Source organism: Ahrensia sp. R2A130 (assembly GCF_000179775.1).
Classification (GTDB): domain Bacteria; phylum Pseudomonadota; class Alphaproteobacteria; order Rhizobiales; family Rhizobiaceae; genus Pseudahrensia.
Genome location: NZ_AEEB01000013.1, coordinates 21,234 through 46,376 on the forward strand (window position 1 = coordinate 21,234; position 25,143 = coordinate 46,376).

Sequence of the window (25,143 nt, forward strand, 5' to 3'; positions counted from 1 at the left end):
GTGCTAGACAGGGCGTCTAGCGACAGATGAAGGGTGAGAATATGTTGGATTGTCTGGCCATTGGTGAGGTGATGGCGGAACTCCGGCGCGACGTTAATGGCGACTTTAGCGTTGGTTTTGCAGGCGATACATTTAACACCGCCGTCTATTGCAGGCGTGCGCTGGGCGCTTCCGGATCAGTTGCTTACATGACGCGGCTGGGTTTGGACCCGCTGTCGTATAGCGCAGAAGCTTTGGCACGCTCCGAAGATCTCAACACCGAATTTATCGAGCGGACTGAACAGGCGCAGATCGGGATTTATAGCGTTGCGACGGATGATCAGGGGGAACGCAGCTTCTCTTACTGGCGTGACCGGTCAGCCGCTCGTGGTTTGTTTGCTGATGCCTCGTCTCACGTCTTACTTCCGAAAGCCCGGATAGTTTATCTGTCGGGTATCACACTGGCGATTATGCCGTCTGATGCCCGGCAACGGTTGATGGACGCTCTTGAAGGTTTGTCGAAGTCAGGAAGCGCGCTGGTGGCATTCGACTCCAACTACCGTCCGGCATTGTGGGAGGACGTCGAAACCGCCCGCGCCGTGATGCGCCATATGTGGGACATCGCCGATATCGCCTTGCCATCGCTCGACGACGAGTTGGCCCTGTTTGGTGAGTCTGACGAAGCAGCGGTTTTTGAAAGGTTCAGTCGGGGAAGTTGGACGGCCTGCGCGATCAAACGAGGTGAAAAGGGGCCTGTCTCGCCAAACCTGAATTCGGATGCGCTTCCAGAGTTCAGACCTGCCTCGAAAGTTCATGACACAACGGCTGCCGGAGACAGTTTCAACGGCGGGTATCTGGCGGCCTTTTTGCGTGGTGAAGGCGAGGCTACCTGTCTGCTTGCCGGTCACGATCTCGCATCTCAGGTGGTGCAATATCCCGGTGCGATTGTCTGCGCCGATGCCATCGCGAAAGGCTGATTGCCGGTGAAGATCGACTTCTAGCTTCAACGAAAGTTGCGCGACGATCCGACCCAAAAGGATGCTTGAGCTTACGGAAAAGCAGGCGCAGGTTCATTTCATATTGATGCGTCGGAGAATGTCGTGGAATTTTTGTCCAGTTTGGATGCTGTGCTTTTGGCCCGTATCCAGTTTGCTTTTACAGTGTCTTTTCACTTTCTCTTTCCGGCCTTCACAATAGGTCTGGCCAGCTTTCTGGCCGTTCTGAATGCACTCTACCTTTGGAAAGGTGATCATAAATATCTGGAATTGTTCAGATATTGGGTGAAGATCTTTGCACTTGCCTTTGCCATGGGCGTCGTGTCCGGCATCGTCATGAGCTATCAGTTTGGGACCAATTGGTCAGTTTTCTCAGACAAGGCGGGACCGGTCATTGGCGCACCGATGGCCTATGAGGTGCTGTCGGCATTCTTCCTCGAAGCCGGCTTTTTGGGAATCATGCTGTTTGGCCGTGAACGGGTTGGGCCGAGGTTGCACATGTTCGCCACTGCGCTGGTCGCTTTCGGCACATTTTTTTCGGCCTTTTGGATTCTTTCCGTCAACTCATGGATGCATACGCCTGCAGGCTTCGAGATCGACGCGGTGACGGGGCAATTCTTGCCAACAGATTTTTGGCAGGTCGTCTTCAACCCATCTTTCCCGTATCGCCTGCTGCACACGGTAACGGCGGCTTATCTGACCACGGCGTTTATCGTTGGCGGCGTGGGAGCATTCCATTTGCTTCGCAGCTGGCGTGCTGGCCAATCGCCATCAGAGGCGACGAAGACCATGTTCTCCATGGCCATGTGGATGGCGGCAATCGTTGCACCGATCCAGATCGTGTTGGGCGACCTCCACGGACTGAACACGCTGGAGCATCAGCCGGCCAAGGTCATGGCGATGGAAGGGCACTATAAGTCTTATCCCGAAGGTGGGCCGCTATATCTGTTTGGCATTCCCAATGATGAGACGCAGACGCTGGATTACGCTTTCGGTATCCCGAAGCTCTCGTCGCTCATTTTGAAGCACGACCTGAATGCACCACTGGATGGCCTCGACACAATCGATGACGATAAGCAGCCACCGGTCGGCATCGTGTTCTGGTCCTTCCGCATCATGATTGCGATTGGGATGGGTATGCTTGGCATAGGCTTGTGGTCGCTGTGGGCTAGGTTCAGGGGCACGCTGTTCGAGTCGCCCTGGCTACATCGCTCTGCGGTATTGATGGCGCCTTCCGGACTAGTCGCGGTTCTTGCTGGTTGGGTAACGACCGAAGTGGGCCGACAGCCCTATACGGTCTACGGTTATCTCACGACTGCAGATTCAGTTGCTCCACTGGCAGCACCTGCGGTCGCAACATCATTGGTTGCCTTCATCGTGGTCTATTTTGCGCTCTTCGGTGCAGGCACATTCTACATTCTTCGCCTCATGTCCAAGGCTCCGAAATACGACGAGCCATCTATGGAGGATGTGGTGGAAGGGCCAACCAGAACTGCTGGTATTACGCCTGTTCAAGAGGAGCTCGCCCGTCGTGATGCTGCTCCTGTGGCGGGGGAATAGACATGCAGATCACGGAAGGATTTTCCCTCGACCTCACCACCACATGGGCGTTCATAATTGCCTTTGCGGTTTATGTGTATGTCATCCTCGATGGCTTCGATCTTGGCCTTGGTATGCTGTTTGCAATCGAGCCGGATCGCAAGAATCGTGACGTGATGATGAACTCTGTCGCGCCGGTTTGGGATGGCAACGAAACATGGTTGGTTCTTGGGGGCGGCGGCTTGTTCGCGGCTTTTCCGTTGGCCTATGCGCTAATTTTACCGGCGCTTTACGTGCCCATTACCGCAATGTTGCTGGCGCTTATTTTCCGTGGAGTGGCCTTTGAATTCCGCTGGCGGACCGAGCGCTGGCGGGGTGTGTGGGACATCTCGTTTATTGCCGGTTCAACGGTTGCATCCTTCTCGCAGGGCGTAGCGCTAGGTGCCTTCCTGCAAGGCATCAACGTCGATGAGGCCGCTCGAGCATATGGCGGCGGCTGGTATGATTGGCTCACACCATTTTCTCTCACCGTCGGTGCTGCTGTAGTCGTTGGTTACATGTTGTTGGGCGCGACATGGTTGGTCATGAAAACTGAAGGGCCATTGCAGGAACGCATGCGTTCGCGGGCTTGGGCATTTGGCCTCATCACGATGGCGTTCATCGGGGTGGTATCGCTTTGGACGCCATTCCTGCAGGACGGCTATTTCGCCCGCTGGTTTGAGGGCTGGGGCGTCGCACTTTCTATCGCGGTTGCTGCTGTGGTCGTTGTGATTGCAGTGCTTATGTTTTTGTCGCTGCGGGTTCATCACCACGAGTACCGGCCGTTCGTGCTTGCACTTGCGCTGTTTGCCGTGTGTTTCGTTGGTCTTGGTATCTGCGTGTTTCCTTACATCGTACCAACGCAGATCACGATTTATGAGGCAGCAGCACCTGCTGCGAGCCAAATATTCATGCTGGTGGGCGCGTCCGTCCTCATCCCACTGATCTTGATCTACACCGCTTATGCCTATTGGGTGTTTCGCGGCAAAATCGACCCGAATGAGGGCTATCACTGATGGCGCAACCGCGTTCACCGCAAACCACATCTACCGCGCGTCGGCTGGCCTGGTTTGCGGCACTGTGGTTGGCATCGGTCGTGGTGCTGGGCGTGGTGGCTTTCATCATCAAGGCGTGGCTTGGCGTTTGAGCCATGTTTTTCGTTCGGGCTTGTCCTGATCGAACGTGATGCAGATGATACCGGCTCCCGCTTGGAGACCGAACATGATGCCTATCACTGAGACTGCCTTTGCAGGCAAAACCGTCGTCATAACTGGTGCGGGTCGTGGCATCGGCCATGCGGTCGCCGGTGCATTTTCGCAAGCTGGTGCGCGTGTGTTGGCCCATTCGGGACGGGCCGGAACGGCTGGCCTTTTGGACGGTTTATGCGCCGATTGTTTCGAGGCAGATTTCACGCAGTCCGAAGACGTGCAGGCCTTCATCGATTGGACGCTCGGTCAGACGGAACAGGTCGATGTTCTTATCAATAATGCAGGCACGATGATGGGGCGGTTTCCTGCGGATAGTTTATCGGATGATGACTACGACGCGTTGGTCGCTCTCAATCAGACTGCTGTGGTGAAGGTGACGCGAGGCTTGATACCTGCGCTTCGGAAATCCGATGCGGGCGCGATCATCAACACGGTATCGATTTCTGCGCTCACCGGCGGAAGCCCGGGATCATCCATCTACAGCGCGACAAAGGCCTTTGTCGGCACCTACACACGGGCGCTGGCACGAGAACTCGCGCCGGATGGTATCCGCGCGAATGCTGTGTCACCCGGTACCATCGAAACTGATTTTCACGAGCGCTATTCGTCTGCTGAGAAGCTTGCCGCGACCGCGAAAGCGGTGCCGCTTCAACGGCTGGGAACGCCGGAAGATTGTGCGCCAGCCTATCTGTTTCTCGCGCACCCGAAACTGTCTGGTTACATCACCGGCCAGACTATCGAGATCAATGGCGGACAACTGATCGTATGAACAAAAAAGGCCCGCATCGCTGCGGGCCTTCTCGTTTGTCAGACCGTCAGTTGGGCGCTTATTGCGTCCAGCTTTTGATCAGCTCGTCGTAGGAAACCGTTTCACCCATAGGCTTCTCGTTTTCCAGTTTGGCCTTCGGTGCGCCGGGTTGAGCAAGCCAGTGTTCGGCACCCTTTTCTTCGTTCAGCTTGGGACCGAGATCGCCCTGCACGCCTGCGCGCTCAAGACGTGCTAGCACGCTTTCCTGCGCTTCGCAAAGCGCATCTAGTGCGCCTTGTGCAGTCTTTGCGCCGGACATCGCATCACCGATATTCTGCCACCAGAGCTGCGCCAGTTTCGGATAATCCGGAACATTGGTGCCGGTTGGCGACCATTGAACGCGGGCTGGTGAACGGTAGAATTCCACCAGACCGCCAAGCTTGTCGGCACGCTGTGTGAAGTGGTCCGCATTGATGGTGGATTCACGAATGAACGTGAGGCCGACATCGGACTTCTTCAGGTCGACCGTCTTCGACGTGACGAACTGCGCGTAGAGCCAAGCGGCCTTTGCACGATCCACCGGAGTGGATTTCATCAGCGTCCATGAACCGGCGTCTTGGTAACCGATCTTGGTGCCTTCGCTCCAGTAAACGCCGTGCGGTGAGGGGGCCATGCGCCACTTGGGCGTGCCGTCCTCGTTCATCACCGGCAGATCCGGTTTTACCGTGGCTGCGGTAAACGCCGTGTACCAAAACATCTGCTGTGCGACGTTGCCCTGTGCAGGGATCGGGCCGGCTTCACCGAAGGTCATGCCCGCAGCTTCCGGCGGTGAGTATTTCTTCAGCCAGTCGATGGCTTTTTCGACAGCGTAAACGGCTGCTGGCGAGTTGGTGGCACCGCCACGCGCGACGCAAGACCCGGTTGGCTGCGAACCTTCGTTGACACGAATGCCCCATTCATCCACGGGCAGGCCGTTCGGCTCACCCTTGTCGCCCATACCGGCCATGGACATCCATGCGTCGGTGTAGCGCCAGCCGAGTGACGGGTCTTTCTTGCCGTAGTCCATGTTGCCGAAGACCTTTCCTTCGACACCGAGGCGGGAAAGATCACGACCGGTGAAGAACTCGGCGATGTCTTCGTAGGCGGACCAGTTGACCGGCACGCCGAGGTCGTAGCCGTATTTGGCTTTGAAATCGGTCTTGTTCTGTTCGTCGTTGAACCAATCGTAGCGGAACCAATACAGGTTCGCGAACTGCTGGGTGGGCAGCTGGTAGAGCTTGCCGTCAGGCGCGGTGGTGAACGATGTGCCGATGAAATCTGCCACGTCGAGCGTTGGCGACGTCACGTCTTTGCCTTCGCCTGCCATCCAGTCGGTCAGGTTGCGGACCTGCTGATAGCGCCAGTGGGTGCCGATGAGATCGGAATCGTTGACGTAGCCGTCATAGATGTTCTCGCCGGACTGCATCTGCGTCTGCAGCTTTTCCACCACATCGCCTTCGCCGATCAGGTCGTGGGTGACCTTGATACCGGTGATCGCGGTGAAGGCCGGGGCCAGAACCTTGGACTCATATTCGTGGGTCGCGATGGTTTCCGACACGACCTTGATTTCAAGCTCGGTGAAGGGCTTCGCCGCGTCGATGAAGAACTGCATCTCTGCTTTTTGTTCATCAGCGGAGATGACGGACAGGCCGTTGATCTCTTCAGCCAGGAACTTCTCGGCCGCTGCCATGTCGGCGCGCGCGGCCATGGTGCCGCCAAGCACCACCGCGACTGCGGTCGTTGCCATAAGTAGATTTCGCATAATTTTCCTCCCTAGGAATGCGTCGTCGGTTGAAGCGGTGGCATTTTCGCCGCCGCAGTTTTGAACCGGGTCAGACCGTTTTGAACACGAATATCGCGTACAGAACGGAAAGCCCCATGGCCCACCACAGGCTAGGGCCGACAAGCCCCAACCATGCGAGATGAATGAATGCGCTGCCCAGCAGCGAGATGAAAAGTCGGTCGCCGCGCGTGGTCTCGAAGCGCAAAATGCCCACACGAGGATTGCCGCCGGGCGAATAATATTCCCAAACGCACATGGCGATTAGGGAGGATGCGATGCCGAGCCAGAAGAGAGCGGTCGGCGTGGTCCACGCCATCCAGGAGAGGTCGATCATTGTTGCTCTCCTCTAGACCCGTCCAAGGGCGAAGCCCTTGGCGATGTAGTTTCTGACGAAATAGATCACGAGTGCGCCGGGGATGATGGTGAGCATTCCGGCGGCGGCCAGCACGCCCCAATCTACGCCTGATGCACCGACGGTTCGGGTCATGATCGCGGCGATGGGTTTGGCGTCTGTTGTCGTCAGCGTTCTGGCGATGAGCAGTTCGACCCAGCTGAACATGAAGCAGAAGAAGGCGGCGACGCCGATTCCGCTGGCGATGAGGGGGATGAAGATCTTGCCGAAGAATTTCGGGAAGCTGTAGCCGTCGATATAGGCGGTTTCGTCGATCTCTCGCGGCACGCCGGACATGAAACCTTCCAGAATCCACACGGCCAGCGGCACGTTGAACAGGCAGTGGGCGAGTGCGACTGCGATGTGCGTGTCGATCAGACCAAAGGCGGAATAGAGCTGGAAGAAGGGCAACACGAAGACGGCTGCGGGGGCCATGCGGTTGGACAGCAGCCAGAAGAACATATGCTTGTCGCCGAGGAACCGGTAACGCGAAAAAGCGTAGGCGGCGGGCAGGGCGACGGCGATGGAGATCGTGGTGTTGAGCACCACATAGGTGATCGAATTGACGTAACCCATATACCACGAGGCATCCGTTAGGATGGTGCGATAATTGTCCAGCGTCGGGTTCGCGGGAATGAGGCTGAACGAGGACAGGATTTCCTGATTGGTCTTCAGGCTCATGTTCAGCAGCCAGTAGATCGGCAGCATGAGGAAGGCGATGTAAAGCGTCGGCACGAGCCACGCCCAGCTGCGCTCTTTCTTGATCTTGTTGCGCGGTGCTGCGGCCAGGTCGTCTTCGATGCCTTTAGCGGGCGTCGGTGTGGCGATGGTGTCTGAAACGGTCATCAGTCCTCCACCTCCACCGGTTTGTCTTTGCCCACGTTGCTCATGAGCGTGAAGAACACGTAGCAGATGAGCAAAATGATGAGCTGATAGATCAGCGACATGGCGGCTGCCGGGCCAAGGTCGAACTGGCCGATGGCCTGTTTCACGAGATCGATGGACAGGAAGGTGGTGGAGTTGCCCGGCCCGCCGCCGGTCAGCACGAAGGGTTCGGTGTAGATCATGAACGAGTCCATGAAACGCAGCAGGAAGGCGATGATGAGCACGCCCTGCAGCTTCGGCAGTTGGATGTAACGGAACACCGACCAGCGCGATGCGCCATCGATGCGGGCAGCCTGATAATAAGCTTCGGGGATCGACACGAGACCCGCGTAGCACAACAGCACCACGAGGCTGGTCCAGTGCCACACATCCATGATGATGATGGTCGCCCAGGCGTCGAAAATGTTCGATGTGTAATTGTAGTCGATGCCCAGCTGCGTCATCGAATAGCCGAGCAGGCCGATGTCGGAGCGGCCGAAAATCTGCCAGATCGTGCCCACGACATTCCATGGAATGAGCAGCGGCAGGGCCATCAACACGAGACAGACGGGCACCCATATGCCCTTGCGCGGCATGGCCAGCGCGATGGCGATGCCCAGCGGAATTTCGATGGCGAGGATGATGGCCGAGAACAGGAAGTTACGCCCAAGCGCGTTGTGGAAGCGTTCCGATTGCAGCGTCTGCGTGAACCATTCCGTGCCGGCCCAGAAGAATTTGTTGCCGCCAAATGTGTCCTGAACGGAGTAGTTCACCACCGTCATGATAGGGATGATGGCCGACAGTGCCACCAGCACGAAGACGGGAATGACCAGCAGCCACGCGCGGTTGTTGAAGGGCTTATCCATCAGGCGGCCTTTCTTTTCGTCGGGCTTTTGACCGGTGTCTTTTTCACAGGTGCTTGCGGGCGCACCAGATGGTCGTTGTGATAGATGTTGATGCGCGTGGGATCGAAGGTCAGCTTCGCGTCAGCAGGTATAGGTTCACCTTCTTCCAGCACCACGTTGATCGCGTGGTCCTCGACCCGCGCGCGCAGAATGCGGAAACGACCGATGTCTTCCACAGCGTCGATGGTGGCGGGCAGACCGGTCTTGCCGGATTTCAGCGCGATGAATTCCGGGCGGATACCGAGTTCGGTCTTGCCGTCTAATGGGGCGTAGTCGCCGCCGAGTTTCACTTCGTGGGCGCCGATTTGGGCGGTCTTTCCAGACACCGCTGCGGGGATGATGTTCATGCCCGGCGAGCCGATGAAATAGCCGACGAAAGTGTGGGCCGGTTCATCGAAGAGTTCTTCGGGCGTGCCGATCTGCACGACTTCGCCCTCATACATAACCACCACCTTGTCTGCGAAGGTGAGTGCCTCGGTCTGGTCGTGGGTGACGTAGATCATGGTGTGGCCGAGCTGGCGGTGGAGTTCCTTCAGCTTGGTCCGCAACTGCCATTTCATGTGCGGGTCGATGACGGTGAGCGGCTCGTCGAAGAGGATCGCGTTCACGTCCTGCCGCACGAGGCCACGGCCCAGTGAGATTTTCTGTTTTTCATCAGCCGTAAGCCCACGGGCTTTGCGGTTGGCCTTTTCCCGCAGGTCGAGAACGTCGATCATTTCCTCCACGCGCGCGGTGATTTCATCCGGCGCGACTCGGCGGTTTTTCAGCGGGAAGGCGAGGTTCTGCGCCACGGTCATGGTGTCGTAGATAACGGGAAACTGGAACACCTGCGCGATGTTGCGGTGTTCGGGTTTCGCCTCCGTCACGTCTTCACCATCGAACAGAATACGCCCGCGTGAGGGCGTCAGCAGTCCGGAGATGATGTTGAGAAGCGTGGTCTTGCCGCAACCGGATGGGCCGAGCAGGGCGTAGGCACCGCCATCGCTCCAGACGTGGTCGATCTCTTTCAGCGCAAAGTCGTCGCGGGATTTCGGGTTGGCGTCGTAAGAATGCGCCAGCCGGTCTAGGGTGATCTGCGCCATTATGCGGCCTCCCCATTTTCAGCCGAGGCAGGTGCGAGGACCAGATCGCCTTCTGGGGAAAAGACGAAAAATCGCGATGGGTTGAGATAGTAAGGAATGCGGTCGCCACTGTTCACGCGGTGCACACCGTGGGTGAGGACGACCAGCCGGTCGTCGCCGGTGCCGAGATGCACGAAGGTTTCCGACCCTGCGATCTCGCTGGTGGAGACGTTCCCCTCCATTTTTACGGGCGCGGTGGGGTCGGCATGAAGGCGAATGTGATGGGGGCGGACGCCGATGCGATAAGCGCCGTCGGAGAGGCTATCGAGGTTTTTGGGCAGAGACGTTTCGCCCTGCGCATGGACCAGTTTCTTGCCGCGCTTTTCCATAGCGACCACGTTCATCGGCGGGTCGGAAAACGTTTGCGCTGTGACGAGATCGGCAGGGCGGTTGTGGACGTCGATGGTCTTGCCGAACTGCGTCACGCGGCCTTCGTGCAGCGTGGCCGTGTCACCGCCGAGCAGCAGCGCTTCGTGCGGTTCGGTGGTGGCATAAACGAAGATCGCGCCGGTTTCGGCAAAGATGCGCGGCAGCTCGATGCGAAGTTCTTCGCGCAATTTGTAGTCGAGGTTGGCAAGCGGTTCATCGAGCAACACAAGCTCGGCACCTTTCACCAAAGCGCGCGCCAAGGCCGTGCGTTGCTGTTGTCCGCCGGACAGGTTCAGCACGGTGCGATCAAGATAGGGTGTGAGTTTCAGAAGGTCCGCCGCCTCGCGCACCTTCTTGTCTATCGTGGCCTTGTCGACACCTGCGACCCGCAGGGGGGAAGCGATGTTTTCGTACACATTGAAGGCGGGATAATTGATGAACTGCTGATAGACCATCGCCACATTGCGCTTCTGCACGGGCGTTTTGGCGACGCTTTTGCCGTCCATCAAAATGTCGCCATGGGTTGGACGATCAAGGCCCGCCATAAGGCGCATGAGGGAGGTCTTGCCGGAAAGCGTTGGTCCCAAAAGGACATTCAGCGAGCCTTTCTCAAGGCTCAGGTTCACATCGGTAATGTGGAACTGGTTCCCCACTTTCTTGCCAACGCTTTTCAATTCCAGCAACTCGACTGCCCTCCCAAGCAGGATTGATCTCAAGCTTCGGCGCAGTCGCGAAAGATAGCAAGCCGCGTTGTGCGGGTTTCTTGGGATTGGTTGTTTGGGAAGGGCGAAACGGGGTGCCGGTCAGCCTTATGAAACTTCATGTTTAGAATGCGCGGCATCAACACTTCGCGTTTGCAAAGAATTTTTGCCCGTGCATATCTGACGAACCCCGGCCAAATTTACGTGCTGGATGAATTGAGCTTTCCGCATTTGATGCGGGGCGAACAGGGAAGGAATTAACATGCGATTTTCAAAATTGCTCGGCCTGGCAGCAGCTGCTGCCATTTCGGTCGGCGCCTTTGCGGGCGTGACGCAAGCGCAGGATCTGAAATTTTTCACCATCGGTACCGGTGGCACCGCCTATACCTATTATCCTGTTGGTGGTGTGATTGCGAACGCCATCTCCAAACCGCCGGGGTCACGTGAATGCGGTGAGGGCGGTTCTTGTGGTGTCGACGGGTTGATCGCGTCTGCGGTTTCCTCACGCGGTTCAGTGGATAACGTCAACGCTATCCTGTCCGGCCTGCGCAATTCCGGTTTCGCACAGTCCGATGTTGCTTACTGGGCTTACACCGGCACCGGCACGATGGAAGGTAAAGAGCCTGCTAAGGATCTTCGCACTATTGCGGCGCTTTTCGAAGAGCACATTCACCTCGTGACGACTGCCGATTCCGGCATCAACTCGGTTGCCGATCTCAAAGGTAAGCGCGTTTCGCTCGATGAGCCGGGTTCAGGTACCTATGTCGATGCCAAGCTGATCCTCGAAGCCAATGGCCTATCCACTGATGATGTGACGGCTGAAGCCTTGAAAGGTGGCGCTGCATCCGAAGCACTGCGCAACGGCAAGATTGACGCGTTCTTTGTGGTTGCTGGTTACCCAACCGGTTCGCTGGTGGAACTGGCGTCGGCTGCGAAAATCAAGCTCGTCCCGATTGATGGAGATGGCGCAAAAGCTTTGACCGACAAGTACGGTTTCTTTGCTTCTTCCGACATTCCAGCTGGTACCTACGAAGGTGTGGAAGCAACGACTACGGTCGCTGTTGGCGCACAATGGTACACGTCTGCGAAAGAAGACGAAGAGCTGATCTACAACATCACGAAAGCACTGTGGAACGAAGAGTCCCGCAAGCTACTTGATGTCGGTCACGCCAAGGGCAAAACGATCACGCCAGCAACCGCGCTTACCGGTGTCGGGGTGCCGCTGCATGCTGGTGCAGAGCGCTTTTACAAAGAAGCGGGCCTGCTGAAGTAAGGCTGGTTGCATAAACGATAAGACAACAAACCCGGGCACGCAGTCGCGTGTCCGGGTTTTTATTTTGAAGTGGGGACAAGACGATGGCTGAACAGGAACTGGACGCAAAAGCGCTTGCTGAGATCGAACGTAAATACGATCCCGAAACCGCGTTTCGCCCGCCCGGCCAGATCATTGCTGGCGCCGTGTCCGTGGCGCTGGTCGCCATGTCTATCTACCATTTTTACGCTTCCGGTTTTGGGTTGATCCGTGAGCTGCTCCACCGGGGTATTCATCTCTCATTCGCGCTTGGTCTGGTGTTTTTGTTGTTCGGCTGGATGCGCGCAAAAAGCACCACGCCTGCGCCGCCAGCGCTGTGGCGGTTCAACGGGGTTCCGCTTCTCGATATTTTCTTTGCGATAGCTGCAGTTGTTGCATCGCTCTACCTGCCACTCCTGCCGCCGGAGATTGTGGCGGAACGGGTGGGTAATCCATCGCAATTCGACGTCTTCATGGGCACGGTTTTGTTGGTGCTAACACTGGAAGCTGCACGTCGTTCGGTTGGGCCGACGCTACCGCTGATCGCGCTCGTCTTCATCGCGTTTGCACTCTTCGGACCCTATGCGCCGGGTGCGCTGAAACATGGTGGTACGTCTTGGCTGGGGCTGATCAACCACCTCTACATGACGAACCAGGGCATCTACGGCATCGCCATCGGAGTGATGGCGCAATACGTGTTCCTGTTCATTTTGTTTGGTGTGCTGGCAACGCGCATCGGGTTGGGACAACTGTTTATCGATCTTGCCATGGCATTGGCCGGACGTTTCGCTGGTGGTCCCGCAAAGGTCGCGATTTTCTCGTCCGCCTTCATGGGCACGATTTCAGGCTCGTCCATCGCCAACACGGTGACCACCGGTGCGCTGACGATCCCCGCAATGAAGAAGGTTGGCTACCCGCCGCATTTTGCAGGCGCAGTCGAGGCTACGGCATCCACCGGCGGGCAGATTACGCCGCCTATTCTGGGCGCTGCTGCCTTCATCATGGTTGAGTACCTTGAGATACCACTGCGCGATATTCTGGCGGCTGCGCTGTTTCCCGCGCTGCTGCATTACTTCGGTATTTTCGTGATGGTGCATCTGGAAGCGAAGAAGCTGGGGCTGCGCGGTTTGCGCGCTGAAGAGTTGCCGAAAGCTGCGCTGGTTTTGAAGCAGCATTGGCTGTCGATCATTCCGCTTATCATTCTCGTCTATCTAATCCTTACAGGTCGCACGCCGGACTTTGCTGCGGTCTATGGCATTATCGCCTGCGTGGTGGTTGGGTTCCTTAATCCCGTGAACCGGCTGACGCCTCGTGATCTTTGGAACGCGCTGGCAGATGGTGCCCGCAATACACTTGCGGTGGGTGCTGCCGCTGCCACAGTCGGCGTGGTTGTCGGAGTTGTGACGCTGACCGGCGTTGGCTTCCGCCTTGGTTATGTGGTCGTACAAACGGCGACCGATATGGGGTCTTCCATCTCTACCATTTGGCCGTTCGCACTGTTTTCGCTGGAGCAGTGGAAGCTGTTCTTCTGCCTGGTGCTGATCGCTATCGCCTGCATCATTATGGGGGCGGGCATCCCGACAACGGCGACCTACATCATTCTCGTCGCCGTTGCCGCACCGGCCTTGCAGGTGTTGCAGGTAGAGCCGCTCGTCGCGCATTTCTTTGTCTTCTACTACGGGGTGCTGGCGGACATTACGCCGCCCGTTGCGCTGGCCGCTTATGCGGCGGCTGGTATAGCCGGGTCGAACCCGTTCCAGACGGGCAACACGGCCTTCCGCCTCGGTATCGCCAAGGCGCTGGTGCCGTTTGTGTTCGTTTATTCACCCGCATTGCTGCTGGTGGCCAACGGCTTTACGTGGATGGCCTTCACCGTGACATTGCTCGGCGCTATGGCCGGTATCGGGCTTCTGGGCGTCGCGTTTTCAGGTTGGATGGTAGCGCCCCTGTCGCGGTTGGAGCGTTGGTGGACGGGGATTGCAGCGCTGTTCTTCGTCGCCCCCGGTGTCGGCAGTGCTGCGGTCGGGGTGTTGCTGATGGTGCCTATCGTGGTGTTGCAACTGAAACGACGCGCCGCATCTTCCCCCGCTTAGACGCTGCAGAAATGCGTGGCTGAATCCTCCGTTTGTGCCTCGTTGAAATCAGCGGCATCGGGAATTCTGCCGAAAGCTATTTTTGCACCAAGGTAGCCACCCGGTACATCGTCCTTCGGCCCTAGCGATATGGCTGACGGGCCGTGTTTGGACCGCAATCCGTCGAGTGTATCGCTCAAGCGTTCCCACTTCGCTGTCGCGGTGCAGGGGAACCTGTCCGTTTGCGGGATCTCCACTGCGAACAGGTCCGACTGCACAGCCTGGGCTTCCTCAAGGCCATGCAACGTTACGCTGACGGAACGTGGGCTGAAGCGAGCTTCGCGTGTTGACCGTGCAATTCCTTCGCTGAGTGCGTGCAGAAAGGTACGGTCATCGCGCGCTGGCCTGAACGTTATTTCGCAACCCCATCGCGGTTGGTTTTTGCCCTTGCCGGAATTGCTGAAACTACGACCGCCGCGCATGCCAAAGGTCAGTTTCGTTGCGCGAACGTCACCGCGTCTCAACCGGCGAGCAGCGCTCAGGGCCAACTGTCTGGCGCAGGCGTGGACTTTGTCCGTGCTGCGCCAATCGACGGGCAGCATTCTGCTGTGGCCGAACATCCGTTTGATGGTTTCCGGTCGTTCAAAATGGTGCCCATGTAGCCCGTTCCAGAACCTTTCGCCTTCTATATTGCCCCAGATTGCGCGGGCGTGTTTTGGTCCGATGCCCCACAAGGCTTCGAAATTGGTAACGCCTGCATTGGCTAGGCGCGCGCCCATGCCTTTGGATATGCCGGGCAGATCGTTCAATTCCAGATGCGCCAGCCGTTGAGGAAGATCGGTAGAAGACAGGATTGCCAAACCGTCGGGCTTGTTCATTTCCGCTGCAATTTTCGCCAGAAGCTCTGTCTTTGCGATCCCGATTGAGCATGTCAGCATGGGATTGAACCGGTCTGCCAAGGCCTGTTTTATGCGTCGCCCGAGAATTTCCGGCTGTGCCGCTTCTGACGGCAGCAGATGACAGACGAGTTCGTCGATTGAGCGAACATTTGCGATGGGAAGGCACGTTTCGATGGCTTCCAGAATACGGTTGTGCAGGCGGACGTATGCGTCCGGTCGGGCGATCACCAAGATGATGTCCGGCGCGTGCTGGCGTGCAACTGCAACCGACGCCATGGCCGGTACGCCCATTCGTTTGGCCTCCCGGCTGACGGCGATGCAGCCGGAATGGGGGGAATCGATTGGCATCACACCCACCGGACGCCCACGCAGAGCCGGATTGAAATATTGCTCTGCGGTGGCAAAGAAGCTGTCGAAATCGAGATAGAGGCGTTCTGCGATTTCAGTTGGCTGTGTTGGGATGTTGGCGGTCAGGTTCATTTCCTACGACTGGAACAAAATAGGAACATTTACCAGTGACGTTTTGCATTGAATAGGAACTCATCCCCAGAAATGGATGCAGACTTGCTAGTGGGATGACGGCCCGTTAACGCCACGCAGGCGGAAGCGCCTTTTTGTAAGTCACCCAGAACATTGTGGAGCAATATCTTGGCAATCGACACTCTCGTCACCCATTCCGGTGGCTTCCATGCAGACGAGTTGATGTCCTCGGTCATCCTGACAAAATTGTTTCCAGATGCGGAACTGGTCCGTAGCCGGGATGCGCGGTGGATTACGCCTGCAGATGACCGGATCATTTACGATGTTGGTGGCGCTTATGATGCCACCGCGCAGATTTTTGATCATCACCAGCGGCCCGGCCCTCTACGGCAGGATGGCCAACCCTACAGTTCCTTTGGCTTGATCTGGCTGCACTACGGCAAAGACTATTTGGCGGCTTTGGCCGTTCCTGCCCACGACATCGATGCCATTCACAGTGCGTTTGATACCAAATACGTGCTTCCGATCGATCTACTCGACAACGGCGCAATCGAACCATCGGTGGCTGGTCCTCTTTCGGTTCTAACGCTGCCGGCGCTTCTGGACGGTTTAAAGCCTGTCTTTGATGACACCTCACCAACCGCAAATGATGATGCGTTCTTCTCCGCCTTGCCCATCGTGCGCAGTTTTATCGAGGCTTTGGTTCGCGATCTTACGGCGACAGCGCGGGCGAGGGGTATCGCTCAGAGCGCAATTGCGAGTGCCGGCGATTCAGCAATTCTTGAGCTGCCTATGGGCATGCCATACCGTGCGGCCCTGAAAGATGCGCAGGCCGAGCACATGCTTTTCATGGTTGCGCCGCGCGGTGAGGACTGGACGTTGAACGGCATTAAATTATCCGACGATACTTTCGACCAACGCGCAGATTTACCCGCCGCTTGGGCGGGTCTGACGGATGCTGCATTAGAAGTTGCAAGCGGGGTGTCTGGCGCAAAATTTTGTCACAACGCGCGCTTCATCGCTGTTGCCGGTTCACGCGAAGCCATCATGCAAATGGCGCAGATCGCGGTGAGAGAAGCCTTGAACGAGGCGAATGCGTAACGGCTGAATTGACCCGCAGGCCTAGCGATGGGCTATCGTTGGATATGACAAACCATCCGATCCTGTGGACGTTCCGACGTTGCCCCTATGCGATGAGAGCACGGCTTGCCGTTCGCAGTGCTGGCGTGACCGTAGAGCTGCGCGAAATTCTGCTGAAGGATAAACCGCAGGCGTTCTTGGAGGCGTCACCTTCGGCCACCGTGCCAGCGCTTCAATTGTCCAATCGCGTGATTGACGAGAGTCTCGATGTTATGGTCTGGGCGTTAAAGCAGAGCGATCCGCAACGATTGCTCGACATGCCTGAGGATGGCTGGGAGTTAATCGTCGCCAACGATGGCCCGTTCAAAACGGCGCTGGATCATACGAAATATGCAATCCGATTTCCGGACTTGGATGTTGAAGCTGAACGCGGCAAGGCCGCAGCGTTTCTGATGAACTTGAATGAACGGCTAGACGGGCAGGCATATCTATGTGGTGACATTGAAACCATAGCCGACTTGGCTATCGCGCCGTTCGTAAGGCAATTCGCGAATACCGATAGCAATTGGTTTGTCGCGCAACCGTGGTCCGATCTCGTCGCTTGGCTCAATCGGTTCACGCAAGGGTCAGCGTTTGCCGCCATCATGACGAAATATGTGCCTTGGTCTGATGGCGACGATCCGGTCTGGTTTGGCGGTACTAACCAAGGCTGATTTAGGGACGTTCTGGTTTGCCATGGCTACCCCTGCCAGAGTGTCGTTGCCGGATGAAACTGCGACCACGCGAACCAGAAGGCTTGATGGCTGCCCAAATTCGAACCATCTGCGTCGATGGCACGAACGCCGCCTGCATCCAGTTTCAGACGAATATTTTCGAAGGCTACTTCATCGCCTTTCGTCAGAGCTGCAATGGCCTTGGTACGCTGGAACGCTACCGATTTGCCCGATGCTGTGACCACGCCGATAATGTCTTCGTGGACCGGCAGGCGGGGATCGACATCGCCGACCGGAAAGATTGGGCCGCCCGCATCGCGGCCGTTTCGGAAATCAAAATCGCGACCGAGGGCGAGGGCTTCCACCAACACTGTGGTTGCCGGGTGCGCTTTTTTCCAAGCGCCCCAAGTGGTGGTGACAACGCCAGCTTGTTCGAGCGTCAGACCCTTTTTGGCCAGTGGTCCCGTCACCGCTTTGCCGAGGAAAGTATCGAAGACGGAATAGGTGTTGACGTCGAACATAACCTTGTTGGAGCGGATTAGCAGGCCCGATGTGCGCAGGACTGGACGTTCGATACCGTCGGGTAATCTGTCGGTGAAGTAGGCCTGCGCTGCGCCGCATAACGTGCAGTAGGGAATGCCGAGCTGGCGTCCGCCCAATGTGTCGTTGACCATCTCGCGCACTTCCATGATGCGGCGCGGGTAGGCGCGGTATTCGCCGTTTACCGCAACGCCGAAGACTACCGTATCGTCCTCCAGCCAGGTTGCTTCTTCGGCGCTACTGACTTCCGGATCATCGGCGGCAGGAATACAATTGCATTCCTCATCCGTCTTGCCGAAAGGGCGATCATCGATCAGGACACCGCCCCATGAGAGATGCCGCCAGTCGATATCACCTTCTACGAAAAGCGGTTCCCATTGGGGCACGATGCTGGTGAAGATCGCGCGTTTCGCTTTCAGATAATCCGGCGGTGCCGGTATGTCCCATGCAATCAACTGGTCGGTGATCTTGCCCCATTGATTTTGCGTCGGCGTCTCGATGCCGAGCAAGTTGGAAGCAGCGACAGCGAGGGCATTGTTGAGTTGCCGACCCGGTGCAAAGCGCATCAAATCGGCGATGATCCAGGCTATCCGGGCATCCTTGGATTCCGAAATAACGGAAAGTGCCGCCGTCTGCTTTTCGCCCCAAGCGGATCGTTCCACACTATCGATGAACGCTGTTTGCACGGCGGCCTGAACCGGCTGCGACAGCTGTCCATTAGGTATCACCGGAGGTTTGCCGAATTGCTCAATCACGTAACCGGGCAGGGCGGGCTCATTTTCTGCCGCCGCTCCGCCATGCAAGGCTGGCAACAAAAATAGCGCGCCGGCGAAAAGAAACGTCAAGCGCAAGGCGCTCAACATGGAGCCTGATGATTTGCGAGCCATATGGTTTTGCCTTCGAGCGACTGGCCGGGTGTGGTGGCCAAAAAGGTGAAGCATCAGCGCTTATGGTGAGTTCAATGCACTCTCAGCACCAGTCACAATAGGCGGAGCGTGCCGTGAGCAGCCTTCGAACAAGGTCTGCAGTCAGTGGCTTGTGGCTGCTCTTGCGCATCTGCAATTGATTGGAATTTCTCCATCGTGTCGTGAATCTGTCACGTCTAACGTGCCAGTGGACAGAAGGCAGACTGCGTTTGCACGCTGGCCCGCCCGCCGATAGGCTCCCTCGACCTAATCCCATCAGGAGACAACCATGCCCCTTAAGAACATGCTGCTTGGCAGTGTTGCAGCGCTTGCATTCGCCACTTTCTCATCCGCACCTGCGCAGGCGCAAGACTGCGAGCGCGGTACGCTCGACGCCGCCTATTGTGATGTCGATGGCGACCTGCTGGCTGATACGCCCACCGACGCCTCCAAACAGGTCGATCCTGACACGTTGATCTTTGCCTATACACCCGTCGAAGACCCGGCCGTTTATAAAGAAGCGTGGAGCGATTTCCTCACCTATCTGGAAGAGAAAACGGGCAAGGACGTCGTGTTCTTCCCCGTGCAGAACAACGCGGCCCAGATCGAAGCCATGCGCTCCGGACGTTTGCACATTGCCGGGTTCAACACCGGCTCCAACCCGCTGGCCGTCAACTGTGCCGGTTTCAACCCGTTTACCATCATGGCGTCGAAGGACGGCAATTTCGGCTACGAGATGGAAATCATCACTTATCCGGGTTCTGGCATCGAGAAGGTGGAAGACATCAAGGGCAAGAAGCTGGCCTTCACGTCGCCCACTTCGAACTCCGGCTTCAAGGCACCATCTGCCATCCTGAAAGCCGACTTCAACATGGTGCCCGAAACCGACTTCGAAGCCGTTTATTCCGGCAAGCACGACAACTCGATTCTTGGTGTCGCCAACAAGGACTATCCGGCAGCGTCTATCGCCAACTCTGTGCTGAAGCGCATGATTTCGCGTGATGTGGTGAAGGAAGATCAGGTCATCTCGATCTACAAGTCGCAGACTTTCCCGACGACAGGCTTCGGCACAGCCCACAATCTGACGCCGGACCTCAAGGCCAAAATTCAGGATGCTTTCTTCAGCTTCAACTGGGAAGGTTCCAGCTTGCAGAAAGAGTTCGAGAAATCGAACGAAGGCCAGTTCCTGAAAATGGACTATAAAGGGTTCTGGGACGTGATCCGTAAAATCGATACGGCCAACGGCGTCTCTTACGCCTGCGAGTAAAACGACGAATACTGCTTGTGAATGAAGCGGCTGCGGGCATGGTGCCTGCAGCCGTTTTGCTACAGGCTGATGCGAGACGCTGTGGCGGGAGGGGCGAATGCTCGAACTTAAGAAGCTGACGAAAACCTATGCCACCGGTGACCAGGCATTGAAGGCCGTTGAGGTTGAAATTCCTGCTGGTCAGGTGCTGGCGCTTATTGGTCCGTCTGGTGCCGGTAAATCTACGCTCATTCGCTGCATCAACCGGCTTGTTGAGCCGACCTCTGGTTCAGTCATTTTGAATGGCGAGAACATCACGAAATTGTCCAGCTCGGGCCTGCGCCGTGCGCGGCGAACTATGGGTATGATCTTTCAGGAATACGCACTCGTAGAACGCTTGACCGTGATGGAAAATGTGCTGTCCGGACGCCTTGGCTACGTTGGCTTCTGGCGTGCTTTCCTTCGCAAATATCCACAATCCGACATTGATGAAGCCTACCGGCTGCTGGACCGTGTCGGTCTGCTCGCCATGGCCGACAAACGCGCCGATGAATTGTCCGGCGGTCAGCGCCAACGTGTCGGCATCGCCCGTGCGCTTATTCAAGATCCGAAACTGCTGCTGGTGGACGAACCCACCGCATCCCTCGACCCCAAGACGTCGCGCCAGATCATGCGATTGATCTGCGAACTGTGCGCCGAGCGTGGTTTGGCGGCGATCATCAACATTCACGATGTGGCGTTGGCACAGATGTTCGTGCAGCGAGTTATCGGTCTTCAACTCGGTGCCGTTCAATTCGACGGACCGCCGGACGGTCTGACGCCCGAAGTGTTGACCGCAATTTACGGTGAAGAAGATTGGCAGGCGACAATCGAAGAGGTCGATGAAGACGATCTCGAAAACGAATCCGCCGCAGCATGAGCACCGCTACATTGAGCGATGTGGGGCTGGACGACCGGCTTGGTCGGGCGTGGAAGAAACCGCACTTCATTACGAACCCGGTGCTGCGTTATGCGCTGCTTGGGGTAACGATCATCTATCTCTACCTTGCGGTGAATTCCATTGAGGTGAACTGGGCGCGCGTGTCGGAAGGGCTGGTGCGCGGTTGGGAATTCGTGAAGGCGTTCGGCAACCCGGATTTCACCTCGCGATGGACCGATATTCGTGAAGGGATGATCGAGAGCATCATCATCACCATCGCATCCACCGTGGTGGGTATCGCGATTTCCATTCCCATCGGGCTGGGCGCTGCCCGTAACATCGCGCCGCTACCTGTCTATATCATCTGCCGCGCCATCGTGGCTATCAGCCGTGCGCTGAACGAAATCATCGTTGCAATTTTGATGGTGGCGATATTCGGGTTCGGTCCACTGGCCGGTTTCATCACGCTTTCTTTCGCTACCATCGGTTTCCTGTCGAAGCTGCTGGCGGAAGAGATCGAAGACATGAGCCGCGTGCAAGCCGAAGCCATTCAGGCAACCGGTTCGTCATGGTTGCAGTGGATCAATTACGGTGTGCAACCACAGGTCATGCCGCGTTTGATCGGGCTTTCGATCTACCGTCTCGACATCAACTTCCGCGAGTCCGCTGTGCTCGGCCTTGTGGGCGCTGGTGGTATAGGCGCGACGTTGAACACGGCGTTCGACCGCTACGAATTCGATACGGCAGCGGCCATTCTCATCATCATCATCGTGATCGTCATGGCGCTGGAATATCTGTCTGGCGTTATCAGAGCCCGAGTCCAATGAAGGTGGTTCAGTAAATGCCCGTTGTTCAAAACCATGGCGGCCCCAACGGTTGGAAGCTTCACACAACGCGCCAATCCATGGTGCGGTGGTTCTGCTGGCTGCTTGGCGTCGCGATTTTTCTCTACTGCTGGAACGTCATTTCGGAGGCCACGACGTGGTTCTTTGTGTGGGATTCTCCGCGTATCGCCGGTGACATCGGCGGGCGCGCCATGCCGCCGAAATGGGAATATATCGACAAACTTTGGGAGCCGATCTGGGACACTCTCAACATGGCGACGCTGGGCACGATTTTGGCACTCATTATGGCCGTGCCGGTTGCGTTTCTGGCGGCCCGCAATACAACGCCGAATGCCTATATTATTCGCCCCATCGCTTTGTTCATCATTGTGGCGACGCGGTCCATCAACTCGCTCATCTGGGCGCTATTGCTGGTGGCGATCATCGGCCCCGGCGTGTTGGCGGGTACGGTTGCTATCGCCATCCGCTCCATCGGGTTCTGCGCCAAGCTGCTTTATGAAGCGATCGAAGAGATCGACGTGAAGCAGGTGGAAGCCGTGACGGCCACCGGCGCGTCGCGCTGGCAGGTCATGGCCTACGCCATCGTGCCGCAAATCGCGCCCGCCTTTGCCGGTATTTCGGTGTTCCGCTGGGATATCAACATCCGCGAATCCACCGTGCTCGGCCTCGTCGGCGCGGGCGGTATCGGGCTGCAGTTGCAGGGTTCGCTCAACACGCTGGCCTGGAATCAGGTCGCGCTCATTCTTCTCGTCATTCTGGTGGCGGTCGTCATCAGCGAATGGGTTTCTGCAAAGGTTCGTGGTGCCATCATCTGATCCGATCTATTCGCGCGAGCCCTTCTTCGAAGGTTTCGACACGCAGTCCGCGTTCGATTTCTACGAAGCGTCGCGTCACCGATTGCCCGCTGCCAGCTACCCTGAACAGGCGCGCCATGCGTCCGGTCTGGTGGAAATGGCGGAGCATTGCGACGTGTTCTGTTTCGATGCGTTCGGCGTGTTGAACGTCGGCGGCACGCCCATTCCCGGAGCCGTCGATACGGTGAAAGCGTTGCGCGGGCTTGGCAAACAGCTTTTCGTCATCACCAACGCAGCAACCTTGCCGAAGGCGCAGGCCGTTGCGAAATTCGAACGGTTGGGTTTCGATTTTTCTACCGATGAAATCGTCACCAGCCGAATGGCTGCGGAAGAGGCGCTAGCGGCACATCCGGACCATCTCTGGGGCGTCATGGCCCGCTCCGACTTCAAGCCGGATGACGTACCGGTGCGGTCGATTCTGCTGACTCATGATATTGCGACTTACGACGCGGCGGACGCTTTTCTGTTTCTCAGCACGTGGGAATGGACGAGTGAGCAAACGCGGTTGCTGGAGGTCTCACTGGCGCAAAACATGCGGCCCATCATGGTAGCCAACCCCGATGTCATCGCGCCGTTGGAAGAAGCGTTTTCAACGGAAAGCGGCTTCGTCGCGCACCGTATTGCGGACCTGTTGGGTGTGAGAATAGAATTTCACGGCAAGCCTTTTCCATCCGTCTTCGATCTGGTGCAGCGCGTGCTGCCTGCCGAACAGAACCGCCGCCGCATCTGCATGATCGGCGACACATTGCACACGGATGTGTTGGGCGGTGCGCAGGCAGGATGGTCCACGGTTCTCGTAGCCGACCACGGCCTGTTTCGAGGACACGACCCGGCTCAATTCATTAACGAGAGCGGCATCGTGCCGAACTGGATCGTGCCGTCGATCTAACAACCAGTCGTTCGCTGCAAACGGTAAGGCGTTACGCCATAAGCCCAGTCTTAGAGGCGATGTCTCTGCGCAGTTCACCCCCGCAAGATGTCACCAAGCCGTTCCTTCTCACCCGATGAGTCCTGCTTCGGCAACAGCCGGGTCTACGCAACGATATCCTTTGCGGTTTTGAAAGCAGTCGGGTCGGAAATGCTGGCAACAAACGCGCTGGGGATCAGCGGATCTATTCCGGATATCTCCATCAACCTTCGCCTCGCTTCCCCCGCGGTACGCGCTTGTCTGGATCTTACGATCATTCTCCAGAACTTGCTGTTTCACATCGTTCAGTTTCGCGCATTCACTGGCAAACGCTCGTCTTCCGGGGTGGCGATAATGGGGAGAAGCTCTTCCAGACCAAACCTGCGCACGCGCATGATGATGCTGAAATCCGACATTTGTGCCCAGATTGCGTTCTACATCTACGTGTGTTGTCGGTTCAGCATCAGGCGCACGCGATGCATAACCTCGCTCTGTTGCTCGGTACTCTTCTGCGGCACGTACCGGATCGTTGGTCTTGCAACCGCCTCGCTGATCGCCTTGGTATCGGCTGCATCGTTCTGCCCGTACTTGAGATACTGTTTCACTTATTGGGCTGGCATCAGTTTGGCCTCCCGGCTTATCGCCGAAATTTCTTGCGCCAAGTAGCGCGAGTTGCTGCACGGCCTCTAGGCCGATCAGATGCAGCGCCAATTTTCCGAAGAACCGCGTGATTCTTGAACGCCGATGAAGGACGACTTTGCTTGCTGGATCGATTCCGCCCTCGGCATCTTTACGCTTTCTAATTATGGATAATGCTACCTTTTTGTTAGTTTGAAACTTCGTTTCCAGAGTTCGACGATTTTTACAGTCTGTCTGCTGGATATGCGTGCAGGTTTTGATTGTCGTGTTGTTTGACGTCGTAATAGCCGCAGAGCGAGCATCGTGCGGTTCAACCGCGTCAGTCTTCACGTAGTTCAAAACACGCAACCTCATTGCGATCACGCGTTCGACAGTGCAAATCCTTCCAGCATCGACATTCCTGCAGCTTGTCATTCGACTCACACACTTCCACGATGGGATATCTTGGGAGGGAGTTTCTGCAATGTTATCGGTCAGAACCATCTGCATATTCGGAATTTTATGCATCGGCGCCAGCGCAACGCCTGCTTTTGCCGAATCCTGCAAAGAGCGTTTCATCAAAGCTGCGACTGAAGGAAATGGTGAAGGCGAGTACCGTCAGATTGTCACCCAAAAGATTGAGGGCGCGCCTGTGGATACGGTTCATGAGTTCATCATGACCAGTCACCAGCATTGGTTGGTCAAACCCATTCAGCCCAGCGGTATCGGGTGGACGCTGCTGTATGATGGGGCGATGTATTCATCATTGGATGAAGGTGGTTCGTGGAAAGAAATTACCAAATTCGACGAGCAAGCTGCAGAAGCTGCGCGCGCCCAGCAGAAGAGCGATGTTGAGGCCGTTATCGAACTTGATTGCGGACAAGACACAATTGAAGGACAGGTTCTGGATCGAGTTCACGGCCAATACGAAGTGACCGTCGGCTTCCAATCCACACAGGTGCATACGTATTGGATCGACCCCGAGAATAAGTTGATCGTGCGCAGCGAATATCAAACTATATCGCCCGGCTTCAAAAGCTCGGTTTCGCAGAAGATGATTGCCTTTGAAGACGCTGTGGTGCCGGTTCCGTAA

Annotated in this window: 24 protein-coding genes; 15 read left to right on the plus strand and 9 right to left on the minus strand. The window is 56.9% G+C overall.

Annotated elements, in window-relative coordinates; all coding sequences use genetic code 11:
- The first annotated feature begins 41 nt into the window (after window positions 1-41).
- From R2A130_RS07915 to R2A130_RS07930, 5 genes are all read left to right on the plus strand, one after another.
- Entirely contained in the window at window positions 42-956 is a 915-nt protein-coding gene (locus R2A130_RS07915) for a sugar kinase (protein ID WP_009464521.1), read from the plus strand.
- Window positions 957-1,079: 123 nt separating this feature from the next.
- Complete coding sequence (locus tag R2A130_RS07920) at window positions 1,080-2,534, plus strand: cytochrome ubiquinol oxidase subunit I (RefSeq protein ID WP_009464522.1); 1,455 nt, start codon at window positions 1,080-1,082, stop codon at window positions 2,532-2,534.
- 2 nt (window positions 2,535-2,536) lie between these two features.
- Window positions 2,537-3,568 (plus strand): cytochrome d ubiquinol oxidase subunit II, encoded by a 1,032-nt coding sequence (gene cydB, locus R2A130_RS07925; RefSeq protein WP_009464523.1) that lies wholly within the window; start codon window positions 2,537-2,539, stop codon window positions 3,566-3,568.
- Window positions 3,568-3,699: a DUF2474 family protein gene (locus tag R2A130_RS18085; RefSeq protein WP_009464524.1), complete on the plus strand. Its 132-nt coding sequence runs from the start codon at window positions 3,568-3,570 to the stop codon at window positions 3,697-3,699. Before cydB ends, R2A130_RS18085 begins: the two co-directional genes overlap by 1 nt.
- A gap of 77 nt (window positions 3,700-3,776) precedes the next feature.
- Window positions 3,777-4,529 (plus strand): SDR family NAD(P)-dependent oxidoreductase, encoded by a 753-nt coding sequence (locus R2A130_RS07930; RefSeq protein WP_009464526.1) that lies wholly within the window; start codon window positions 3,777-3,779, stop codon window positions 4,527-4,529.
- Between the two features lie 58 nt (window positions 4,530-4,587).
- On the opposite strand, the gene R2A130_RS07935 is transcribed toward R2A130_RS07930, so the two are convergent.
- The 6 genes from R2A130_RS07935 to R2A130_RS07960 all read right to left on the minus strand — a co-directional run bounded on the left by R2A130_RS07935 (window position 4,588) and on the right by R2A130_RS07960 (window position 10,663).
- Window positions 4,588-6,309 (minus strand): ABC transporter substrate-binding protein, encoded by a 1,722-nt coding sequence (locus tag R2A130_RS07935; RefSeq protein ID WP_009464527.1) that lies wholly within the window; start codon window positions 6,307-6,309, stop codon window positions 4,588-4,590.
- Between the two features lie 70 nt (window positions 6,310-6,379).
- Window positions 6,380-6,661: a DUF2160 domain-containing protein gene (locus R2A130_RS07940; RefSeq protein WP_040305477.1), complete on the minus strand. Its 282-nt coding sequence runs from the start codon at window positions 6,659-6,661 to the stop codon at window positions 6,380-6,382.
- Window positions 6,662-6,676: 15 nt separating this feature from the next.
- Window positions 6,677-7,567: a carbohydrate ABC transporter permease gene (locus R2A130_RS07945; RefSeq protein ID WP_009464529.1), complete on the minus strand. Its 891-nt coding sequence runs from the start codon at window positions 7,565-7,567 to the stop codon at window positions 6,677-6,679.
- Window positions 7,567-8,451, minus strand: coding sequence for a carbohydrate ABC transporter permease (locus R2A130_RS07950; RefSeq protein ID WP_009464530.1), 885 nt, complete (start codon window positions 8,449-8,451; stop codon window positions 7,567-7,569). The genes R2A130_RS07945 and R2A130_RS07950 overlap by 1 nt, the downstream gene beginning before the upstream one ends.
- Window positions 8,451-9,572, minus strand: coding sequence for an ABC transporter ATP-binding protein (locus R2A130_RS07955; protein ID WP_009464531.1), 1,122 nt, complete (start codon window positions 9,570-9,572; stop codon window positions 8,451-8,453). The genes R2A130_RS07950 and R2A130_RS07955 overlap by 1 nt, the downstream gene beginning before the upstream one ends.
- Complete coding sequence (locus R2A130_RS07960) at window positions 9,572-10,663, minus strand: ABC transporter ATP-binding protein (protein ID WP_009464532.1); 1,092 nt, start codon at window positions 10,661-10,663, stop codon at window positions 9,572-9,574. Before R2A130_RS07960 ends, R2A130_RS07955 begins: the two co-directional genes overlap by 1 nt.
- A 280-nt stretch (window positions 10,664-10,943) precedes the next feature.
- Between R2A130_RS07960 and R2A130_RS07965 the strand changes: the two genes are divergently transcribed.
- Together R2A130_RS07965 and R2A130_RS07970 are read left to right on the plus strand one after the other, a co-directional pair.
- Window positions 10,944-11,954, plus strand: coding sequence for a TAXI family TRAP transporter solute-binding subunit (locus tag R2A130_RS07965; protein WP_009464534.1), 1,011 nt, complete (start codon window positions 10,944-10,946; stop codon window positions 11,952-11,954).
- 83 nt (window positions 11,955-12,037) lie between these two features.
- Window positions 12,038-14,065 carry a TRAP transporter permease gene (locus R2A130_RS07970; RefSeq protein WP_009464535.1) on the plus strand — a complete coding sequence of 676 codons (2,028 nt, stop codon included), beginning with the start codon at window positions 12,038-12,040 and terminating at the stop codon, window positions 14,063-14,065.
- Here R2A130_RS07970 and R2A130_RS07975 read toward each other — a convergent pair.
- A complete protein-coding gene (locus tag R2A130_RS07975; protein ID WP_009464536.1) occupies window positions 14,062-15,423 on the minus strand; it encodes a type VI secretion protein ImpB in 1,362 nt (453 codons plus the stop codon). The genes R2A130_RS07970 and R2A130_RS07975 overlap by 4 nt on opposite strands.
- A 168-nt stretch (window positions 15,424-15,591) precedes the next feature.
- Here R2A130_RS07975 and R2A130_RS07980 point away from each other — a divergent pair, with 168 nt between their 5' ends.
- Both R2A130_RS07980 and R2A130_RS07985 read left to right on the plus strand, forming a co-directional pair.
- Complete coding sequence (locus R2A130_RS07980) at window positions 15,592-16,524, plus strand: MYG1 family protein (protein WP_009464537.1); 933 nt, start codon at window positions 15,592-15,594, stop codon at window positions 16,522-16,524.
- A gap of 44 nt (window positions 16,525-16,568) precedes the next feature.
- On the plus strand, window positions 16,569-17,216 hold the full coding sequence (locus tag R2A130_RS07985) for a glutathione S-transferase (protein ID WP_009464538.1): 648 nt from the start codon (window positions 16,569-16,571) through the stop codon (window positions 17,214-17,216).
- Window positions 17,217-17,242: 26 nt separating this feature from the next.
- Here R2A130_RS07985 and R2A130_RS07990 read toward each other — a convergent pair whose 3' ends face one another.
- The gene (locus R2A130_RS07990) at window positions 17,243-18,643 is read right to left on the minus strand and encodes a DUF3179 domain-containing (seleno)protein (RefSeq protein WP_009464539.1); all 1,401 of its coding nucleotides are present in this window, start codon (window positions 18,641-18,643) and stop codon (window positions 17,243-17,245) included.
- A 307-nt stretch (window positions 18,644-18,950) separates the two neighbouring features.
- Here R2A130_RS07990 and phnD point away from each other — a divergent pair, with 307 nt between their 5' ends.
- The 5 genes from phnD (at window position 18,951) to R2A130_RS08015 (ending at window position 23,414) form a co-directional block, all read left to right on the plus strand.
- Window positions 18,951-19,928: a phosphate/phosphite/phosphonate ABC transporter substrate-binding protein gene (gene phnD / locus R2A130_RS07995; RefSeq protein WP_009464540.1), complete on the plus strand. Its 978-nt coding sequence runs from the start codon at window positions 18,951-18,953 to the stop codon at window positions 19,926-19,928.
- 97 nt (window positions 19,929-20,025) lie between these two features.
- Window positions 20,026-20,826: a phosphonate ABC transporter ATP-binding protein gene (phnC, locus tag R2A130_RS08000; protein ID WP_009464541.1), complete on the plus strand. Its 801-nt coding sequence runs from the start codon at window positions 20,026-20,028 to the stop codon at window positions 20,824-20,826.
- Entirely contained in the window at window positions 20,823-21,653 is an 831-nt protein-coding gene (phnE, locus tag R2A130_RS08005) for a phosphonate ABC transporter, permease protein PhnE (protein ID WP_009464542.1), read from the plus strand. Before phnC ends, phnE (R2A130_RS08005) begins: the two co-directional genes overlap by 4 nt.
- A gap of 14 nt (window positions 21,654-21,667) precedes the next feature.
- Window positions 21,668-22,486, plus strand: a complete 819-nt coding sequence (phnE, locus tag R2A130_RS08010; protein WP_009464543.1) for a phosphonate ABC transporter, permease protein PhnE — start codon at window positions 21,668-21,670, stop codon at window positions 22,484-22,486.
- Entirely contained in the window at window positions 22,473-23,414 is a 942-nt protein-coding gene (locus R2A130_RS08015) for an HAD-IIA family hydrolase (RefSeq protein WP_156798448.1), read from the plus strand. The genes phnE (R2A130_RS08010) and R2A130_RS08015 overlap by 14 nt, the downstream gene beginning before the upstream one ends.
- Before the next feature lie 143 nt (window positions 23,415-23,557).
- On the opposite strand, the gene R2A130_RS19135 is transcribed toward R2A130_RS08015, so the two are convergent.
- Window positions 23,558-23,710, minus strand: coding sequence for a transposase (locus R2A130_RS19135; protein ID WP_156798449.1), 153 nt, complete (start codon window positions 23,708-23,710; stop codon window positions 23,558-23,560).
- Window positions 23,711-24,534: 824 nt separating this feature from the next.
- Between R2A130_RS19135 and R2A130_RS08030 the strand changes: the two genes are divergently transcribed.
- Window positions 24,535-25,143, plus strand: a complete 609-nt coding sequence (locus tag R2A130_RS08030) for a hypothetical protein (RefSeq protein WP_009464546.1) — start codon at window positions 24,535-24,537, stop codon at window positions 25,141-25,143.

Coding starts and splice junctions, on each gene's coding strand:
- R2A130_RS07915 (WP_009464521.1), top strand. CDS start 42: ATGTTGGATTGTCTGGCCATTGGTGAGGTGATGGCGGAACTCCGGCGC.
- cydB (WP_009464523.1), top strand. CDS start 2,537: ATGCAGATCACGGAAGGATTTTCCCTCGACCTCACCACCACATGGGCG.
- R2A130_RS18085 (WP_009464524.1), top strand. CDS start 3,568: ATGGCGCAACCGCGTTCACCGCAAACCACATCTACCGCGCGTCGGCTG.
- R2A130_RS07930 (WP_009464526.1), top strand. CDS start 3,777: ATGCCTATCACTGAGACTGCCTTTGCAGGCAAAACCGTCGTCATAACT.
- R2A130_RS07935 (WP_009464527.1), bottom strand. CDS start 6,309: ATGCGAAATCTACTTATGGCAACGACCGCAGTCGCGGTGGTGCTTGGC.
- R2A130_RS07945 (WP_009464529.1), bottom strand. CDS start 7,567: ATGACCGTTTCAGACACCATCGCCACACCGACGCCCGCTAAAGGCATC.
- R2A130_RS07950 (WP_009464530.1), bottom strand. CDS start 8,451: ATGGATAAGCCCTTCAACAACCGCGCGTGGCTGCTGGTCATTCCCGTC.
- R2A130_RS07955 (WP_009464531.1), bottom strand. CDS start 9,572: ATGGCGCAGATCACCCTAGACCGGCTGGCGCATTCTTACGACGCCAAC.
- R2A130_RS07965 (WP_009464534.1), top strand. CDS start 10,944: ATGCGATTTTCAAAATTGCTCGGCCTGGCAGCAGCTGCTGCCATTTCG.
- R2A130_RS07970 (WP_009464535.1), top strand. CDS start 12,038: ATGGCTGAACAGGAACTGGACGCAAAAGCGCTTGCTGAGATCGAACGT.
- R2A130_RS07975 (WP_009464536.1), bottom strand. CDS start 15,423: ATGAACCTGACCGCCAACATCCCAACACAGCCAACTGAAATCGCAGAA.
- R2A130_RS07985 (WP_009464538.1), top strand. CDS start 16,569: ATGACAAACCATCCGATCCTGTGGACGTTCCGACGTTGCCCCTATGCG.
- R2A130_RS07990 (WP_009464539.1), bottom strand. CDS start 18,643: ATGGCTCGCAAATCATCAGGCTCCATGTTGAGCGCCTTGCGCTTGACG.
- phnD (WP_009464540.1), top strand. CDS start 18,951: ATGCCCCTTAAGAACATGCTGCTTGGCAGTGTTGCAGCGCTTGCATTC.
- phnC (WP_009464541.1), top strand. CDS start 20,026: ATGCTCGAACTTAAGAAGCTGACGAAAACCTATGCCACCGGTGACCAG.
- phnE (WP_009464542.1), top strand. CDS start 20,823: ATGAGCACCGCTACATTGAGCGATGTGGGGCTGGACGACCGGCTTGGT.
- phnE (WP_009464543.1), top strand. CDS start 21,668: ATGCCCGTTGTTCAAAACCATGGCGGCCCCAACGGTTGGAAGCTTCAC.
- R2A130_RS19135 (WP_156798449.1), bottom strand. CDS start 23,710: ATGATCGTAAGATCCAGACAAGCGCGTACCGCGGGGGAAGCGAGGCGA.
- R2A130_RS08030 (WP_009464546.1), top strand. CDS start 24,535: ATGTTATCGGTCAGAACCATCTGCATATTCGGAATTTTATGCATCGGC.